We start from the raw sequence: 19,373 nt of genomic DNA, 5'->3' as shown, positions 1-19,373 counted from the left end.
ATGCAGGGAAAAATAAATATAGATGTAAAAAAGGTGGCGGAGCTTGCAAGGCTTGAGTTTAAAGAAGATGAACTCAAGGTGTTTAGCTCGCAGTTTGAAAACATCCTTGAATATATAAGCCAGATAGACGAGCTCGAACTTAATAATGTAGAGCCCATGTCAAGCCCTTTGCAATCATCACAACGGTTTAGGGATGATAAACATATAAATAATGGTTTAACGAGGGATGAGGTACTTTCAAACGTGCAAAAAGCAAAGGACGGATTTTTCGTAGTTCCAAAGGTAATAGAATAATGGAGATACATGAAATCAGTATAAACGAGCTTTCAGAACTTTATAGAAAAAAAGCTGTAAGCCCGCGAGAGGTTGTATTAAACCTTTTAAACAGAATTGAAAAGCTCAATAAAACATTAAATGCCTTTATCACGGTTGATAAAGAGTATGCGTTAAAACAGGCTGACCATGCAATGGAAATGCTCAAAGATAAGGACGCATCACTACTGTGCGGCGTACCTGTGGCGGTAAAAGATATCTTTGCAACAAGAGGTATGAGAACAACGTGTGCATCAAAGATCCTTGAAAACTTTATCCCGCCTTACGACGCAACGGTTATAAGCAAATTAAAAAAACACGGGGCCGTTTTTATAGGTAAAACGAATATGGACGAGTTTGCTATGGGATCATCAACAGAAACATCATACTTCGGTCCTGCTAAAAATCCTTATGCACTTGACGCGGTCCCGGGAGGATCAAGCGGAGGGTCTGCATCGGCAGTGAGTGCCGATATGGCTTATGCTGCACTCGGGACAGATACAGGCGGTTCAATAAGACAACCGGCATCACTTTGCGGCATTGTTGGACTTAAACCCACTTACGGCAGGGTAAGCAGATACGGTATGATTGCATTTGCCTCTTCTCTTGATCAGGGCGGCACAATGACAAAGACCGTTTACGATACCGCCGCCATGCTTGAGGCAATAGCCGGTTTTGATCCATTGGATTCAACATCAGCGGATGTTCCTGTAGAGCCTTTTACGTCGCTTTTAACAAAGGATATAAGAGGCATGAAAATAGGCGTTCCTGAGGAATACTTTATAGACGGTATGGATAAGGATGTAGAACAGGCTGTTCATAATGCAATAGATGTTATGAAAGGGCTAGGATCCCAGATCGTGGATATCAGCCTGCCGCATACAAAGTATGCCGTTGCAGTTTATTACATACTTGCATCTTCAGAAGCAAGCTCTAACCTTGCAAGGTATGACGGGGTCAGATTTGGATACAGAACAGACAGGGATGTAAACCTTTTAAACATGTATAAACAAACGCGTGCACAGGGTTTTGGTAAAGAGGTTAAGCGAAGGATTATGCTTGGAACTTTTGCACTGTCAGCAGGATACTATGAAGCATTCTATGGTAAGGCACAAAGGGCCAGAAGGCTTATAAAAAACGATTTCGATAATGCATTTAAGCAATGTGATGTAATCCTTGCTCCCACAAGTCCTACCCCTGCGTTCAAATTCGGGTCAAAGCTTGAGGATCCTCTCAAGATGTATCTGTCCGATATCTTTACAATCCCGCTTAACCTTGCCGGACTGCCCGGTATTGCAATACCGGCAGGCTTTTCTAAAGAAAAGCTGCCTATAGGCATCCAATTGATAGGCAGGATGTTTGATGAAAAGTCTATCTTTAATACAGCTTATGCTTATGAGAATGCGGTTCAGTGGCATAAGCAAAAGCCATCTTTAAAGGCAGGATAAGGGGCGCAATGGAATACGAAGCAGTAATAGGACTGGAGATACATGCACAGTTAAAAACGGAGACAAAAGCATTTTGTTCATGCTCTACTACATTCGCACTGGATCCAAATATAAATGTGTGCCCAGTATGTCTAGGCTTACCTGGTGCACTCCCTGTGCTTAATGAGAAGGTTGTTCTGTACGCATGTATGCTTGCAATGTCAGTGAGTGGAGAAATTTCAAAACGCAGCGTGTTTGCAAGGAAAAACTATTTTTATCCTGATCTTCCAAAAGGATATCAGATATCACAGTATGAATTACCCATTTCAAGACATGGAGTCATACATGTACAGGTTAATAATGAAAACAGGGCTATCAATCTTAACAGGATTCACATTGAAGAGGATGCTGGAAAACTAATGCATAATCAGGATGGAACAAGCTTTGTGGATTTTAATAGATCAGGAGTTCCGTTACTTGAGATTGTATCAGAGCCTGATATGACAAGCCCGGATGAAGCGGTTGCGTATCTTAAAAAACTAAGGACCATCTTGATCTATCTGGGCATTTGTGATGGAAATATGGAGGAAGGCTCTTTACGATGCGATGCGAATATTTCTGTAAGGCCCAAAGGCACCAGTACACTTGGTGTTAAAGCAGAGCTAAAGAACATGAACTCATTCAGATTTATACACAAGGCGCTTACTTATGAGATACAAAGACAGATTGATGTTATTGAGGAAGGCGGCACGATTATTCAGGAAACGAGGTTGTGGGATGAGGGAACCTCTACAACAATGCCGATGCGATCAAAAGAAGAGGCGCACGATTACAGGTATTTCCCGGAGCCTGATCTTCTTACGCTCGAGCTTAACGAAGAGATCCTGAAACGCGCAAAAGAAAGCATACCGGAATTGCCGGATATGAAAATGAAAAGATTTACGGCAGACTATAACCTGCCTTCTTATGATGCAGATGTCCTTACAGCAGCTAAGGACCTTGCTAATTATTTTGAAGGTGTAGTGAAACTTTTCAATAAACCAAAGGTTATAAGTAACTGGATCATGAGTGAGATGCTTAGGTTCATAAAAGATATTGATACAGAGATAAAAGACTTTAAGGTAAAGCCGGAACAAACAGCAGAGCTGCTTGAATTGATAGACAATGGGACAATAAGCGGAAAGATTGCAAAAACAATTTATGAAAAAATGGTAGAAACAGCTAAGTCTCCGGACACGCTTGTAAAAGAACTCGGGCTTGAACAGGTCTCTGACCAGAGCATCATCATGGATGTTGTAAAATCGGTTATTGAAAAGCAGCCAAAAGAGGTTGAGCAGTATAAGGCAGGCAAGGGAAAACTGATCGGTTTCTTTGTAGGTCAGGTGATGAAGGCAACTAACGGGAAAGCAAACCCTGGCATGGTAAATGAGATATTAACAAAGTTATTAAAAGGGAGCTAAATATGAAGATAAAAAAAACCATAATCTATCCAGTAATAGGACTCGTTACTATCATTATAATATTGGCGGTGCTGCCTTTTGTGATCAATCTTGACAATTACATAAGCAAGATCACAGTGCCGGCATCAAAAGCGATTGGGAGGCAGGTAACAATAAAACACATAAGACTGAGTATTTTAACGGGACTTGGTCTTGAGCTGAAAGATGTTTCAATAGCGGACGTAACGGCATCATCCGCTCCGTTTGTACATATTGATGACGTAAAGGTTGGCGTTGATATCCTGCCTTTATTCAAAAAGGAGATCTCAATAAACAGTATCAAGCTTTTGGACCCGAACGTTCATTTAATAAGGTATCCTGATGGTAAGTATAACTTCTCGGATCTTCTTAAAAAAAAGCCGGCAGAAAAAACAAAAGCATCCGCATCTAAGCCATCCAGCATACCGGAAGGATTTTATCTCGGCAAGCTGTTGCTTGATAATGGTACTGTTACATTAACATCCGTTGAGAACAATAAGGTTAAAGAGTATATAGTAAAAGATATCAATCTCGGGATTAGTAATTTTAATGTAAAAAATCCGTTCAGTATTTATTTAACTGCAAACCTTGGTGCGATTAAAGATACAGGATTTGAGATAAAAGGCATGATTGGTCCTATTGGACAATACGTATCCGCAGAAAAGCTCCCCTATGATCTTACTGCTAAGTTTAATCATATAGATATCCCTTATATCCTTAAATTTGCGGGCTTAAAAAAAGAGATATTAAAATCAGGAATTGTTGATGCAGATGAGACTTTAAAATCTACCATGCATGGTACTGTGGATATCACAGGAAAGGTTTCATTATCAGGAATTGCATTTACCGATGCAGATATAAAACCATTTGATATAACGAATAACCTTGAATTCACAACAGCCCAAAAATCATTAAAAATAAACGATATCGTATTACAATCGGACGGCATTAATATAGATGCTAAAGGAAATGTAAACTTAAACAAGCACGTATCAATCGTACACCTTGAATCAAAAGAATTAGTACTGAATAATCTGATTGCATTTTATAGTACATTAAAACAAAAACTACCCCAAGAGCTTCTTTTGAGCGGTAACGGGAGCATAAAAACAGACGTATCTATGACACCCAGATCTACCGATATAAATGGGGTTGTTGATTTTACAGACGCAAAGGTAGCTTATGACAAAAAATTTATTAAACAATCTTCTATACCGTTCCAACTCACGTACCATATATTAAAACAAGGAGCTCGGTTTGATCTTAAAGATGTTGATCTTGTGCTTGATAAGCTAAATGTATTGCTTACAGGTAATGTGCTTACACCAGGTGATATGAGGGCGGACATTAGTGTGAAAACAAATCGAATCAATCTGGCATCTCTTGAAAACATATTGCCTATGCTCAAAACGTACAATGCTCATGGCTATTTATCAATAACAACACGGGCGAAGGGCGAACTAAAAAAACCAAAAGAACTCAGCATCAACGGGGGTATCAAGGTTAATGATGTTTCAGTACAAATAGCATCAATACCACAGCCTTTAAAATCACTCAATATGGATGCAGCATTTACAAAGCATAGTTTGTTATTAAAATCGTTGCTGCTGGTCATTGGTCAGTCAATAATCAAAGCAAACGGCAGTATCTCCGATTTCTCTGCACCAAAAGGCAGGATCAATATAGTATCTCCGTATCTTAATATGGACGAGCTGACGCCTAAAACAAAGCCATCCACAAAACAGGCGAGTGAAAAGGTAACTAACAAAGAAAGCAATAAACCGTCCATCATAGATAAAGCCGATATAACGGTCGATGCAAGGGTAGATAAGGGTATAGTTAAAAAAGCTCAGTTCAAATCATTGTATGCATTGATCCAGCTTACAAAAGCCGTATTAATGATAAAACAGTTTCATGTAAACGCGTTTTCCGGTATTATATCGGCAAACGGTAGTGTGGGCCTAAGACATGAACAGCCTTATGATTTAAAGCTTAATGTGGCAAAGCTTGAACTCGGGCAGCTTTTAAACACTTTTACAACATACGGAAATGTTCTATCCGGTAAACTTGCTTCTGATCTGGCACTGAATGGAGATATCAAGGATCTCAAACATACGGTTTCAGGCAATGGTATTATAACAGTTACAGACGGAGAAATAAAAACATTCTCAGCGCTCTCAGAACTGTTAAAAGTAGCAAGTCTTTCAACTATTGGCAAGGGACAGACAACAAGATTCAATAATATCAAATTAACCGCTGTAATCAATCATGGTAAGGTTACAACTAATGATCTGAAACTCCTTAGTAATGAAATGGATATCACGTCCAATGGGTACTTTGACCTCGAGGGGAATCTCAATTTTCATGGGAATAGTATACTTTCAAGGGCTTTATCAAACGGTATCGGCGGCACGATAGGACAGGTCATAAAAAATGAGCAGGGCCGCGTAGAAATACCATTTTTGCTGACAGGTACTATTAGAAAACCAGTATTCGCACTTGACAGACAGGCTTATTCGCAAAGGCTGAAGGAGCTTGCAAAAAAGCAGGTGATCCGGGAACTTAATAAACAGATCAATAAAGAATTAAAAGGCAATGAGAATAAACAAATCCAGCAATTGCAGCAAAAAGGCTCAAAAGCAATAGAGCAATTGTTTAAATAAATATGGAATTCCACACACTTATTCCGAAAGAAAAAGCCGTGCTTGTGCTTGATCAAAGGCTTTTGCCTTTAAAAATGCATTACATAAAAGTAAAAACATATCAGGATGTGTATTATGCTATAAAGCACATGGCTATAAGAGGCGCTCCAGCTATAGGTGTTATTGCTGCGTTTGGTATGTGGCTCGGCTCAAAGCAGATCAAAACTAACAGCATCGGAAGTTATTATGCAAAACTTAAACGCATTGGGGCACATTTGATAAATGCAAGGCCTACCGCACATAATCTTTCGTGGGCTGTAAACAGGATGTTACAAATTGCGGCAGAATATGATCACCCTGATGAGATCACCGACAGACTGCATGAGGAGGCAATCCGGATATATAAAGAGGACATAGAAACCAATAAGCGAATCGGCAAGAATGGTGAATCACTCATAAAAGGCGGCTGGTCAATACTCACACATTGCAATGCCGGGGCTCTTGCAACTGCAGGGTACGGGACAGCGCTTGGAGTACTCCGAGCCGCAAAAGAAGCCGGCAAGGATATAAAGGTTTTCGTGGATGAAACAAGACCGTTTTTGCAGGGTGCAAGGCTAACAGCATGGGAATTAAAGCAGGATGGCTTTGATGTTACATTGATCACGGATAATATGGCAGGATGGATGATGGCAAATAATTTGATCGATGCCTGTATCGTTGGCGCGGATCGTATAGCAAAAAATGGCGACGTAGCAAATAAGATTGGCACATACAGCGTGGCAGTGCTTGCAGATGCGCATAAGATACCTTTTTATGTCGCAGCACCGGCATCTACTTTTGATCCATCCATATTAACAGGGAATGAAATTGTTATAGAAGAAAGAGCTTATAAAGAGGTTATGTGCATAGGCGGCAGGATGATTGCACCGAAAAGAATAAATGTCCGTAATCCTGCATTTGATGTAACACCTGCAAGATATATTAATGCTATTATTACAGAAAAATCTGTAATCTATCCGCCATTCAAATCAGGAATCAAGAGAATACTCTACAAGAAAGTTTAACCCGAATAATGCATTTCCTTCTAAATTCTAAAAATCATTTTGGCATAAGCCGATCATTGATCATTAATAGTTTATCAAGCAGTTCATGCCTTTTTGCTGTAATAACCTCTCCTGTTTTTCTTATTTTTATTTCAAGCAATCCTTCTCTTTTATATTTCATACCTATGATAACCCTGATCGGGAATCCTATCAAATCCGCATCTTTCAGCTTCATGCCGGGTGATATATCCCTATCGTCATAAATAACATCAAGCCCGCGTTCAACCAATTCTTTATAAATTGTTTCCGCTGTATCCGTTATATCTTTATCCATCATATTGATTGCCGCAAGTTCTATTTCATAAGGTGCTATTGTTAATGGAAAAATGATCCCGTCCTTATCATTATTTTGTTCAATTGATGCTGCAAAAGTCCTGCCAACACCAATCCCGTAACATCCCATGATAAACGGTTTTGACGTACCCTTCTCGTCAAGAAATTCCGCATGCATTTTTTCTGAGTATTTTGTACCGAGCTTGAAAATGTGCCCTACCTCTATGCCTCTTGTTATGCTCAAGGGTTTGAAGCATCGCGGACATGCATCCCCCGCCACTGCATTGCGTATATCCGCAAATACATCAGGATTGAAGTCCCTGCCTGGATATGCGCCCGTATAGTGGAAGTTGTCTTCATTTGCTCCGGTAACAATATTACCCATATACTTTATTTCATTGTCAGCAATGGTCTTTAGTTTTAGCCCTATAGTACCCAGTGAGCCTGTATGTGCACCTGTAAGCCTTACGCAATCTGCATCAGCGGCGAGTTCGACATTTTTTGCATCGATTGCGTTCTTCAGTTTTATCAGGTTGAGTTCCCTGTCGCCTCTTACAAGCGCAGCAACAAATCCATTATCTGTTTTTACAATCATTGTCTTGATAATGCTTTGAGACGGAACATGTAAAAAACTTGATACCTCTTCTACAGAATGCTTAGCAGGTGTTGGCACTTTATTTAATTCTACTGCGACATCATTTGAAGGTCTCTGAGTCTTATGTCCGATCTCAGCTTTTTCTACATTTGCTGTATATCCGCATGATTCACAATAAGCAATGGCATCTTCGCCTGTATCGGCAAGCACCATGAACTCATGGGAAAATTTACCTCCGATTGTACCTGTATCTGCTTCAACAGGCCTGAAGTTCAAGCCGCACTGTTTGAATATCCAATTGTAGGCATCGTACATCCTCTGGTATGTAATATCCGCGTGTTCGTTGTCTGCGTCAAAGCTGTACCCATCCTTCATGATAAATTCTCTACTTCTCATTACCCCGAATCTTGGTCTTATCTCGTCCCTGAATTTCTCGGCTATTTGATAAAGATTAAGAGGAAGCTGCCTATAAGATCGAACCTCGTTTCTTACAAGATCAACAATAACCTCTTCATGTGTGGGCCCGAGTGTAAATTCCCTGTCGTGGCGGTCTTTAAACCTCAAAAGTTCTTTGCCATACTCATTCCATCTTCCACTTTCTTCCCACAGTTCTTTCTGAATAACAAAAGGCAGCAACACTTCTCTTGCAGCGGCTTTTTCCATGCCCTTTCTAATGATATCAGAGATTTTTTTTATGGATTTGAGACCAAGAGGAAGATAGGTGTATATGCCGGAAGAAAGTTTTCTTATCAATCCTGCTCTGAACATAAGCTTGTGACTTATGATATCCGCTTCTTTGGGCGCTTCTTTTAATGTCGGTATAAAAGTTTGGGTAAACCTCATTTTCTTCTCCTTTGACATAGTTCTTAATGCAAAAGTAAAAGTTCAGTCAATGCCTTTTTTACATGCTTATAATTGAGTATGTGCTCTGCAATACGAACGGTGGATTTCTACGCTAATCTAAACAAGTCTGGTGTTTCACCGTCTATCCAGTGGTAAACCTACTGCTTTACCACTGGATAGAATTGTGATAAATAAGTAGCAAAGATAATTAATAGTATGGTATCTCTCGAATCAAAATTATAATAGTCTAATAAATAGGGAGGACTATGATACTCAAGTGTGAAAATTGTCAGACGATGTATATGTTCACAGAGTCGCAGTTGAAGGCTCAGGATTATAAGTTTGTATGTAAAAAGTGTAATCATGAGAATAGAGTATCGCTACCTTCAGATTTTATAACTAAAGAAGCACCAAAGGGTGTGCAGGATTTGGACTCACCCGAACGTGTGATTCCAGAACAGCCATTGTATGAAGATATTTTTCAGTATCTACCAATGGATGAACAGAAAAAAGAGGTAGAACCGTTAAAACCCGAAAATCCTATTCAGGAAGAGGAACCGAAAGCAGATGACATCTTTACTTCACCCGTGACAATAGATGATGGTGACAAAAAAATACCGGAAGATGATGGTAAACAACCCGGTCAATCAGCGTATGCATCTGTAAAACCTGTTCAGAAAGAGCCTGAGGTTACAGAGAAAAACCAGGAAGATGTTATAGAAGGGTTTGAAGAATTTACAATGGATGATCTTAATGAGTCCGTAGGGTCAATAGAGACAAAAGAAGAACCCGAAAAACCGGTAGATTCACTATCAGAAGAAACTGATACAGGCTGGCTTGAATCAACAAAAATACAGGATGAAACACCAAAACCAAATGTGAAAGACGGGATCACTGCTGAGGTTATACCGGAATCATTATCAATAGAAGAGCGTCATGAAGAACCGGAAGCCGAAAAAATTTCTCAAACACCGGACGGGACATTATTGAATGAAGAATCAATATTAATTCCGGAAGTTGATAATTCACCTGTAGTAAAAAAAGATGTTTTGCCTTTAAAAAAGCCGTTTGTCTTAAGAGCTATCACCTTTACAGGAATAGGTATTCTATTGGTTATTGCATTAATCGCGGGTTTTTATTACTATTTAGTGGAGTACACGCCGTCTAACCCTGATTTAAGCAAACTCACCTTGATGACATACAGCGTGTTTCCCGTATCCGAGAGTAAAAAGGATAAGGCAGCGGAGCTTGTTAAATCAGCGGATGAACTTTATCTGAAGGATACAACGAACGATTATGATAAATCACTCAGTCTCTATAAAAAGGCTGTTATTATGGATCATCACCTTGTTGATGGGTATATTGGCATAGCAAAAGATTATGCATTACTTGCTTATGATCATAAAGATCGAAATGGACTTAAAAACATAAACAGGTTTTTACAACGGTTAAAGGTTATGACACATAGCAGCAGTGATTATTATCTTGTAAGCGGAATGGCGGATCTTGCAGAAAACGATATTAATCGTGCAAAGCTGGAATTTATCACAGCTTTAAAACAATCTCCTCAATTCCCTGAAGCACTGTACTATGAAGGTTTTGTTGATTTTTTACAGGGGAAACCGTTGTCGGATACAGCATCTCTCGTTACCGAGGCAGTAAAGCTTAAACCCTATATGACTCAGGCGCAACTTTTGCTCGCAAAGATATATTATAAACAGGGTAACATATCGGAGGCGAATGATATATTAGAGCATACTCTCCAGGACTCTCCCTACAATGTAAAAGCTAATATACTATTTACTAAAATAGAATCAATTACAGTAACAGACACGAGTAGCTTGATTTCACAACTTGACAACATTCTCAATAAAGGTGCTGGAGAGTTGACCCGTTATGATCAAAGTAAAATATACTATACCATTGGAAAGCTATTCAGCAAAAATAATAATGCCGCATTAGCTATTGATGCATTCAACAAATCTATAGGCATGGAACCCTCTTATGGTGCATTTATCGCGATTGGTGATGTATATGTAACAAATAAAGAGCTTGATAAAGCGGAACAGGCATACAGTAAAGCTGCTTCAATGGATGATAAGCTGCCGGAAGCATACTTTAGGTTGGGCAAAGCTTATTATGATGACAATAAATATGTGTATGCCATTGAGAATTATAAAAAGGGTCTGGGCATACAGGGAAACAATCCTTATATGTTATACGAATTGTCACTTGCCAGATATAAAAACGGTGAGATAAAAAATGCATTAGATAAAATAGATGAGGCGATAAAGATTTCTTCCGACAATCCTGAATTCATAACCCTGAAAGGCAAATTGTTAGCCGACAGCGGTGATTATAAAGGCGCTTATGATTTACTGTCTGATGCTGTACAAAAATTCCCCGGCTATGCGCCCCTGCATACGGAATACAGCATAGTCCTTGATAGGAATGGAAATTATAATGATGCGTTGAATCAGATTACTATAGCAATTAAGCTTTCTCCAAATAGCTATAATAGTTATCCGTACATGGCTTATACATTGAATAAGCTCTCGAGATATAAGGATGCAGAGAAATACGCCTTAAGCGCGATTAATAGAATGAAGGACGATGCATTTGCCTATAAGGTGCTTGGAGAAATTTATTTTAATGAAGGCAAATGGAATGATGCGATAAATTCGTATAAAGAATCCATTAAATCACAACCGTATGATTCAGATGTGTTTTATAAACTCGCACAGGTTTATTCGGTGGGTAAAACATTTACAGAAGCTATCCAATCACTTGAAAATGCTATAAAGCTCAATCCTGCAAATGCATTGTACCACTATATGCTTGGTAATGTTTATAAGGATATGGGTGATATACAGCTTGCAATTGGTGAATATGGTAAATCATTAGATATAGACAGTACTATGGCTGAGGCTTATTATGAAAGGGGTGAGATGAATATCTTGGGCAGAAATGATCTTGCTGCTGTAAGCGATCTTAAAAATGCGATCAAATATGCACCTAAAGAATCAAAATACCTTGTCGCGCTTGCTGATTACTACTATCATAATAAAGAAACATATGCAGCTATAGATTATCTAAAAAGTGCTTTAAAAATAGCACCGCAGGATCCCGAGGTGCACTACAAACTCGGCATTGTCTATAACTATGTTGGAGACATTAATAGTGCAAAAAAACAATTTATGAAGGCATTGGATCTGTCTTATAATAACCCAAAGCCGATGGTTGGACTTGGTAATGCGTATTACCAGAATGGGGATAACAAAAGAGCAATACAATTTTATTTAAGAGCCATAAGAATTGATCCCCATTATGGAGATGCTTATGAGGCAATCGGAGCTCTTTACCAATCCGAGGGGCAATACGATAAGGCAATAACAGCCTACAGGGAAGCGGCAGAGTTTATGAGCAAGCCCGCAGATGCATATTTCAAACTTGGTATGCTTCTTGCCAATGTTGGAGACAACAGCGGAGCAAAAAATGCGTTGAAAAAGGCTATAAAGCTTGGTTTGCCGGACGGGCTTGAGAATCAGGCAGAAAAGAAATTGAGTGAATTAATATAGATAAGTGGATGGAGGAATATGCAGTTAAAAAGACTCGAGATACATGGATTTAAATCTTTTATTGAACCTGTGAATTTTAGTTTTGGTTACCCTATTATCGCTATTGTCGGCCCAAACGGCAGCGGCAAAAGTAATATTGTCGATGCAATAAAATGGTGTATGGGTGAACAGGGAACCAAGCAATTAAGAGCATCTCAAATGTCTGATCTGATATTTAATGGATCGGAGCATCGTAAACCAGTGGGTATGGCAGAGGTTTCTCTTATTTTTGAGAACAATGGCGGGAATGTACCGTCTGAATATGCATCTTTTTCTGAAATTGCAGTTACGAGAAGGGCGTACAGGGATGGTGAAAGTGAGTATTATATCAATAAAGAAGTCCGCAGGCTAAAGGATATAATAGAATTGCTTATTGATATAGGAATAAGTTCAAAGGCTTACTCTATCATAGAACAGGGGCAAATCGGTGAAATTATTAATGTTAAGCCGGAGATGAGGCGATATGTTATTGAAGAAGCAGCCGGTATCCTTAAGTACAAGAATAGAAAGAAAATAGCTATCGATAAGATAGAAATCACAAAGACCAGCATGGCTCGCATAGTTGATCTGCTTTCAGAGCTAAAGAGACAGCTGAGTCAGGTTGGCAGGCAGGTAAAGATAGCTCAGGATTACAAAACAATGAAGGATGAATATAAAAATCTTGATATCGGAATAATGAAAACAGATCATGCCAAAATCATTTCCGAAAATGAGAATAAAAAGTCTTCACTCGAGCAGATAAGATTTGAGATCGCAAAACTATCATCAAGATCATCCGCAAGATATGTCGATTATCAAAGATTTAAAGGCAGGCTTGATAAACAGGCTTCCGATATTTCCGAGAAACAAATGCAAATTAACAATCTGACAAGTGAAAGTATGGTATTAAAGGAAAGGATAGAATCATCAAACAGGCTCAAGGAAGCGATACATATTGAAAACCAAAAAATCCATTCTTCTATTGAAGAACAGCAAAAAAAGGAGCTGTCGACTAGAGAACAAATTGCAAAAATTAAGAAAGACATCGAGGTTGAGCATAAAGAACTTATAACATTTCAGGAGGAACTCAAGGCTTTAGAACGGCAGAAGGATGAGCTCTTTGAACAGGTTAATGAATTAAAAAACAGATTAGAAGAAGAAAAGGACAATGAGTTCAACAGGGCAAGAAAGATCACGGAGATTGATAATCAGATCCTCTCAATAGAACATGAAGTAAAGAGTGTAACATACAGGCTTGAAAAGCTGGAGCACGACAGAAGTGTAATCGAACAAAAAATAATAGCCAATAAAGAAGAAAAAAAGCATCTTGAGGGAGACGAAAAGTCGATCGAGGTAAAGCAGTCTTTGCTGGACAGCAAAATAAAGGATTTAAAAGACCTCATAGAGTCGCTTTCCGTTGAAATAGAAGATATCAATAGAATTATAGAACAGAAGAAGAACATGCACGAAGGTGTCCGCTCAAGATGTGCAACACTCGAGGATTTAAGAAAAAATCTTGATGGTTATTCAGACGGAGCAAGATTTATAATTAAACAGAAAGAGCAATTCGATATTGATAAAGTTGTAGCAGATTATATAAAAGTAAGTCCAGGGTATGAGCTTGCCGTCCAGTCTGCATTGGATGATGTGGTTCAGGGAATTATTACATCTGATTATGAGAAGGTAGAACAGATTATAAACGCATTAAGAAAAGGTGATAGCGGAAGAGCTATATTTATTATCGGTTCGGATATTAAAATAGGCGAAAAGCAAAAAGAAAAAAATGGAATCTTACTGGCGGATGTCATTGAAATTACCGATGAGCACGTAAAACCATTGGTACAAGCATTGATTGACGATGTATATGTTGTTGATAACTTAAAAGACGCTTTTGCTCATGCAAAAAGTGGAAGGTTCGCGGTTACCGTTAACGGGGATCTAGTTAAACCGGGTATCGTTTACGGCGGATCGAATAATGCCATTAAGGGCGGAATAATTTATAGAAGGCATGAGGCCGATGAACTTAAAGAAAAACTTGAGTTATTATCAAAGGAGATCTCACAGGCTGAATTAAAAAAGCAGGAACTTGCAGATAAAATTGATAATCACAGGGCAGAGCTATCTTCCATAATAAGCAGTCGCCAGGAGACAGAACGACAGGGCTTGGGGATAGCTGCAAGGCTTCAGAATATTAATGAACAGATAGGTAATCACGAATCGGCTATAATTGCTATCGACATAGAACAACAAGAATTGAGAAAAAACGAATCGGAATTGTATGAGGAAGTAGCGGATATAAGACAAAAGAAGGCCATTTATGAAGAGGACAGCGGCACAAATGTAAATCTGATAGATTCACTCAGAGAGGGGTTGACCAACATGGAATCCCAGCTTGAAGATAAAAAACAGGCAGTATCGGATTATAATTCAAAAATAGCCGTACTAAAGGAAAGATCGAATACCAGGATGCGTGAAATAGAAAGGATGGAATACGATTACGAAAGTGTAAAACAGTCCATCTCTCTGGCACATCAAGAAGAAGCGAATAATAAAACCAAACTTGACAGTATAGAACAGGAAATCATAACGTCTAATGGTAAACTTAGCTCTAAAAACGAAGACCTCGTGCTGCTTCAGAATCAGCTTGTAGATTCCAAAACTGTTTATGACCGGGATTATAAAGAGTACTCCGAGATCGAGAAAGAAATAAAAGAAATAGAGAAAGAACTCAACACAATTAAAGAGAAAGAATCAGCTCAATCGATTGAGTTAGCTGAGCTGACAATGAAAGCTGGATATATAGCAGATACGGCAAAGGATAAGTATAATATTATACTTGAACATTTTGAAACCGAGATATTGCCGGAGAATGATATAAAAAATACCAGGGATAAGGTTTTAGTCTTGTCGGAAAAAATCGCAAAAATGGGAGATGTAAATTTAGGAGCTATAACCGAGTACGAAGATTTACAGAAGCGGGTTTCTTTCTATGAAAAACAGAAACAGGATCTCGATAAGGCTATAGAAGACCTGAAAAGAATAATCAACTCCATAAATAGAGAATCAAGAAAACTGTTCAGGGATGTTTTTGATAAGGTAAATGAAAATTTTAAGCAGGTGGTACCAAAACTCTACGATGGAGGTAGAGGTGAACTGATCCTTACCGACGAACAGGATCTTCTCGAGAGTGGAATGGAGATTATTATTCAGCCGCCGGGTAAGAGGCTACAGGACATAAGTCTATTATCGGGAGGGGAAAAAGCTCTAGGCGCAATTGCATTACTTATATCCGTGTTTATGGTCAAACCGAGTCCGTTCGCCTTACTTGATGAAATTGATGCGCCTCTTGACGATGCAAGTGTGGTAAAGCTGAATAACGTTATAAAGGAATTGTCAAAAAATACCCAGTTTATTTTAATCACACATAACAAAAAAACGATTGAGATCGCAGATGCACTTTACGGCATAACGATGGAGGAGCCCGGCGTTTCAAAAGTCATATCTGTAAAATTGAAGAGAGAAGCCGTTTAATATGAATAGAGATACAATGCGGGACGTTATTGAAACCGCAAAAGGTATAAGCGGTATAATATTTGTAGATGCAGAGGGCGAGGCTATAGATTGGGCGGCAAATATGGATGAGAACGAGTTAAAGATTATAGGGGCACATTTCAGCATATTCTTTAATACACTCAAAAATTTTGGTTCTATCCCTCATTCTATAATTATTACAATGCACCCTTACCTGCTCGGTATGTACAGAATCACGGAAGATTATTTTTTACTTGTTCTTTACATCTCTTCCTATGAAGAGGTAATAAACAGATCAAGAGTGAATGAGTTAATAAGCTTTATAAAAAATTCACTATAAGATCATGCCTGGATTATTTTCAAGGTTAGCATCTGTTTTTTCAAGGTTTCCTGATAACAATACCGCGTCCATTGATATGGATAAATACACAGAAGAACTCCTGAGTATGGATATGAGTCTATCCGTTATTGATAGGCTTTTAGGCGATTTCAAGCAAGGGCATACCGGCGTTGAAGATTTAAAAAACAGGATGAAAGATATACTAATATCATCACAGTTATGTGAACCGAGATGTGGAATTCTGATGATAGGTATCAATGGCGGAGGTAAAACAACCACAATAGGTAAACTTGGAAAATGGTATAGTGATCAAGGATATAGCGTTATTGCAGCAGCAGGAGATACGTTCAGGGCAGCAGCAATAGAGCAGCTTATCATTGTAGTGGAAAGAGCAGGTTTTGATATCGTTAAAGCCATGCCAAAGGTCGATCCCTCATCGGTAATTCATGATGCTGTTAGTGCTTACATTGCAAGAGGTAAAGACGTTGTTATAGCCGATACAGCAGGCAGGCTACACACAAATGTTAACCTGATTAATGAGCTTAAAAAGATTAAATCTGTCATGCATAGAGCAATGGCAGGAGATAAACTTGTAACTTATCTTACCTTAGATGCAACAATTGGGAAGAACTCCTTTCAACAGGCAAAGCTGTTTAATGAGAATATCGGCGTGGATGGAATTATCATTACAAAGCTTGACGGAACCGCAAGAGCGGGCATTATATTTACCATATGCGAAGAGCTTAAAATCCCTATCGTAGGGATGGGAACGGGGGAAGGGATTGATGATTTTATGCTATTTGATAAAAATAAATTTGTCGAGTCACTTTTTGCATGAACAGGCCAATCGTATTTGGACATAGAGGTGCATCGGGCTATGAGATCGAAAACACGATTCCATCTTTTCAGCTCGCCGTAAAAATGAATGCCGATGCAGTTGAACTTGATGCTCAGCTTACATCGGATGAAGAAGTTATTGTATTTCATGATTTCAGTCTCAACAGGCTTTTTAATGTAAATAAACGGATTTCGGAATTAAGGCTTATTGAATTAAGTCAATATGTTTTTGATGCTGATCGCGATGTGCGCATACCGTCGCTCGAAGATATTTTTAAAGCCATCGGCCACAAAATCACAATAAATATAGAACTTAAATTAGAGGATGGTAAGGATTCAAAAGCAGGATTGTTGTGCAAAAAGGTATACGGATTAATAAGAGAATATGATTTGCTAAAATATGTTATCATTTCATCGTTTAATATCAATGCCTTAAAAGAGGTAAGGATGCTGTCAAAGGACATAAGGCTTGGGGTGCTTGCGGAGAGTATAAATACAGCCGATGAGTCTGCTGAAAATTCATTACGATTTTATATAAAGCTCGCATCAGAATTAAATGCGGGATGTATAAATATGCTTTATTCTTATGCCGATAAACAACTGATAAGTAAGTTGCATGCGAATGGCCTGAAAGGAAATGTGTTTACAGTAAACAACGATGATCTGATAATAGAATTACTTCATAACGGCGTTGATGGTTTTTTTACCAATTATCCCGATAGAGCTATTGCCGCAATTCAACATGATATTGGTTTAAACAACCCGGGGACATGATCCTACTTATAACTTCTATAGGAAGTCTCGCACTTTTTCTATACGGCATTGACCTTATAAATTCAAGCCTTAATAAATTATTCAGGGAACAAATAAAAGAACTTTTACAGCGTGCTTCAAAAAATATTTTGTGGGCAGTTATTATCGGTGGGGTTGTAACGATCCTTATACAGAACAGCAATACTCCGATTGTTATGCTCATGGGTTTTGCAACATCAAGATTGATCGATCTTAAAGGTGCTATAGGTATTATCCTCGGGGCTGATATGGGTACAACACTTACAGTTCAGATTATTTCATTCAATTTATACGGTTATGCCATATGGTTTATAGCGTCAGGGTTTGTTCTCGGAGTATTCATAAAGGAACAAAGGGTGCAGGCATTATCAAGGTTCTTGACAGGGTTCGGTTTTATATTTTTCAGCATGATGCTGTTAACAAATGTTTCAAAGAATATTACACCCGGTAACAGAATAATAGAAATATTCATCCGCAATCCTTTGATCGGTTTTTTTTCATCTCTTGCGCTTACAACCGTTATACAGAACAGCGCTGCCACTATAGGTCTTGCTATATCCATGGTACACGGTGGCACTATAAATCTTTCACAGGCTTTACCGATAGTTTTTGGTGCTAATGTGGGTACATGTTCAACCGCCGTATTTGCAATGTTTAAGGCTGATGAGCAGGGTCGCAGGGTGGCTATTATGCATCTTGCATTTAAGATAGCGGGGGTTTTAATAATCGTTTTACTCTATAAACCGTTTATTGACATTGTAAGGCTGAGCGCACACAGCGTTACGCACCAGATAGCTAATGCTCACACGTTATTCAATATAGTTATTACCTTATTTTTTGCACCGCTTGCAAAACCCATATCGGGTTTTTTTGAACGCTATGTAAAAGCCGGTAAAAAAGTAGAACTGCCCAGTAAACCGAAATATCTTGATATGTCGGCATTGGCAACCCCGGATATTGCGTACGATTATGCATTAAAAGAGATTGTAAGGCTTGGCGTCTATGTTAAAGAGATGCTCGAAAACTCTTATAAAGCACTTTCAGCAAATAACTTATGGGGTATCAATGAGTTAAAGGCACAGAATCAAGCTGTTGAAGAACTTTCATATCAAATAAAACTTTATTTAACCCATGTTTCTACTTCATTGCAGCTGTCATCGGATGAAACATCAAGACAGTTTGAGCTTATTAATTACTTAAAGAACCTTGAGGTTATATCAGACATAATCGGTCAGAACCTCTCTAATAATATAGAGAAAAAAACCGTTGAGAAACACAGGCTTTCGGAAGAGGGATGGCAGGAGATAAAAAATTTTTTCTACGGCGTGATTGGATTTTTTGCTGATGTGCTTAATGCTGTTGAAAAAGATGATAAGAATTTAATGAAGCAGTGCATAGAAAAGAAAAATCAGCTTGCACAGACTGAGCTTGTTCTTCTCAGATCTCATTTGAACAGACTCAATAAAGGGTATGAGGAATCCATAGATACAAGTGCATTACACATAGAGATTGTCAGCGGGCTAAGACGGATTGTTTCTCAACTCGCATATATGGTCAGGCCGTTTGATACTTAACGATCACTGCCGCTCTGCTTTTTAGCCGAT

The 19,373-nt window shown here is 38.7% G+C and carries 12 protein-coding genes; 11 read left to right on the top strand and 1 reads right to left on the bottom strand.

All coding sequences use genetic code 11. The features are described 5' to 3' along the window. From gatC to mtnA, 5 genes are read left to right on the top strand one after another with little or no spacing between them, the layout of a single operon-like run. Positions 1–294: an Asp-tRNA(Asn)/Glu-tRNA(Gln) amidotransferase subunit GatC gene (gene gatC / locus M1381_07650; GenBank protein MCL4478956.1), complete on the top strand. Its 294-nt coding sequence runs from the start codon at positions 1–3 to the stop codon at positions 292–294. Continuing rightward, the gene (gene gatA / locus M1381_07645; protein MCL4478955.1) at positions 294–1,760 is read left to right on the top strand and encodes an Asp-tRNA(Asn)/Glu-tRNA(Gln) amidotransferase subunit GatA; all 1,467 of its coding nucleotides are present in this window, start codon (positions 294–296) and stop codon (positions 1,758–1,760) included. The genes gatC and gatA overlap by 1 nt, the downstream gene beginning before the upstream one ends. Positions 1,761–1,768: 8 nt before the next feature. Further along, the gene (gene gatB / locus M1381_07640; GenBank protein ID MCL4478954.1) at positions 1,769–3,199 is read left to right on the top strand and encodes an Asp-tRNA(Asn)/Glu-tRNA(Gln) amidotransferase subunit GatB; all 1,431 of its coding nucleotides are present in this window, start codon (positions 1,769–1,771) and stop codon (positions 3,197–3,199) included. 2 nt (positions 3,200–3,201) lie between these two features. Then, entirely contained in the window at positions 3,202–5,880 is a 2,679-nt protein-coding gene (locus tag M1381_07635; protein ID MCL4478953.1) for an AsmA family protein, read from the top strand. Between the two features lie 2 nt (positions 5,881–5,882). Further along, complete coding sequence (mtnA, locus tag M1381_07630) at positions 5,883–6,923, top strand: S-methyl-5-thioribose-1-phosphate isomerase (GenBank protein ID MCL4478952.1); 1,041 nt, start codon at positions 5,883–5,885, stop codon at positions 6,921–6,923. A 34-nt stretch (positions 6,924–6,957) separates the two neighbouring features. Here mtnA and M1381_07625 read toward each other — a convergent pair whose 3' ends face one another. Next, positions 6,958–8,673, bottom strand: a complete 1,716-nt coding sequence (locus tag M1381_07625) for a proline--tRNA ligase (protein ID MCL4478951.1) — start codon at positions 8,671–8,673, stop codon at positions 6,958–6,960. A 302-nt stretch (positions 8,674–8,975) separates the two neighbouring features. Here M1381_07625 and M1381_07620 point away from each other — a divergent pair, with 302 nt between their 5' ends. Genes M1381_07620 through M1381_07595 form a run of 6 tightly spaced genes read left to right on the top strand, consistent with a single transcriptional unit; the run spans position 8,976 to position 19,343 of the window. Next, a complete protein-coding gene (locus M1381_07620; GenBank protein MCL4478950.1) occupies positions 8,976–12,251 on the top strand; it encodes a tetratricopeptide repeat protein in 3,276 nt (1,091 codons plus the stop codon). 18 nt (positions 12,252–12,269) lie between these two features. Further along, positions 12,270–15,800: a chromosome segregation protein SMC gene (gene smc / locus M1381_07615; protein ID MCL4478949.1), complete on the top strand. Its 3,531-nt coding sequence runs from the start codon at positions 12,270–12,272 to the stop codon at positions 15,798–15,800. A 1-nt stretch (position 15,801) separates the two neighbouring features. Continuing rightward, positions 15,802–16,140 (top strand): hypothetical protein, encoded by a 339-nt coding sequence (locus M1381_07610; GenBank protein ID MCL4478948.1) that lies wholly within the window; start codon positions 15,802–15,804, stop codon positions 16,138–16,140. 4 nt (positions 16,141–16,144) lie between these two features. Then, positions 16,145–16,978, top strand: a complete 834-nt coding sequence (gene ftsY, locus M1381_07605) for a signal recognition particle-docking protein FtsY (protein ID MCL4478947.1) — start codon at positions 16,145–16,147, stop codon at positions 16,976–16,978. Next, positions 16,975–17,751: a glycerophosphodiester phosphodiesterase gene (locus M1381_07600; protein ID MCL4478946.1), complete on the top strand. Its 777-nt coding sequence runs from the start codon at positions 16,975–16,977 to the stop codon at positions 17,749–17,751. Before ftsY ends, M1381_07600 begins: the two co-directional genes overlap by 4 nt. Then, positions 17,748–19,343: a Na/Pi cotransporter family protein gene (locus M1381_07595; protein ID MCL4478945.1), complete on the top strand. Its 1,596-nt coding sequence runs from the start codon at positions 17,748–17,750 to the stop codon at positions 19,341–19,343. Before M1381_07600 ends, M1381_07595 begins: the two co-directional genes overlap by 4 nt. The last annotated feature ends 30 nt before the right edge of the window (positions 19,344–19,373 follow it).

This window comes from Deltaproteobacteria bacterium (assembly GCA_023382265.1).
Lineage (GTDB): Bacteria > JAMCPX01 > JAMCPX01 > JAMCPX01 > JAMCPX01 > JAMCPX01.
The sequence above is the reverse complement of the archived record's forward strand: the minus strand, read 5'-3'. Positions and strand labels throughout refer to the sequence as shown.

Bases quoted from the DNA above. Each gene is read 5' to 3' on its own strand.
- gatC (MCL4478956.1), top strand. From the start codon at position 1: ATGCAGGGAAAAATAAATATAGATGTAAAAAAGGTGGCGGAGCTTGCA.
- gatA (MCL4478955.1), top strand. From the start codon at position 294: ATGGAGATACATGAAATCAGTATAAACGAGCTTTCAGAACTTTATAGA.
- gatB (MCL4478954.1), top strand. From the start codon at position 1,769: ATGGAATACGAAGCAGTAATAGGACTGGAGATACATGCACAGTTAAAA.
- M1381_07635 (MCL4478953.1), top strand. From the start codon at position 3,202: ATGAAGATAAAAAAAACCATAATCTATCCAGTAATAGGACTCGTTACT.
- mtnA (MCL4478952.1), top strand. From the start codon at position 5,883: ATGGAATTCCACACACTTATTCCGAAAGAAAAAGCCGTGCTTGTGCTT.
- M1381_07625 (MCL4478951.1), bottom strand. From the start codon at position 8,673: ATGAGGTTTACCCAAACTTTTATACCGACATTAAAAGAAGCGCCCAAA.
- M1381_07620 (MCL4478950.1), top strand. From the start codon at position 8,976: ATGTTCACAGAGTCGCAGTTGAAGGCTCAGGATTATAAGTTTGTATGT.
- smc (MCL4478949.1), top strand. From the start codon at position 12,270: ATGCAGTTAAAAAGACTCGAGATACATGGATTTAAATCTTTTATTGAA.
- M1381_07610 (MCL4478948.1), top strand. From the start codon at position 15,802: ATGAATAGAGATACAATGCGGGACGTTATTGAAACCGCAAAAGGTATA.
- ftsY (MCL4478947.1), top strand. From the start codon at position 16,145: ATGCCTGGATTATTTTCAAGGTTAGCATCTGTTTTTTCAAGGTTTCCT.
- M1381_07600 (MCL4478946.1), top strand. From the start codon at position 16,975: ATGAACAGGCCAATCGTATTTGGACATAGAGGTGCATCGGGCTATGAG.
- M1381_07595 (MCL4478945.1), top strand. From the start codon at position 17,748: ATGATCCTACTTATAACTTCTATAGGAAGTCTCGCACTTTTTCTATAC.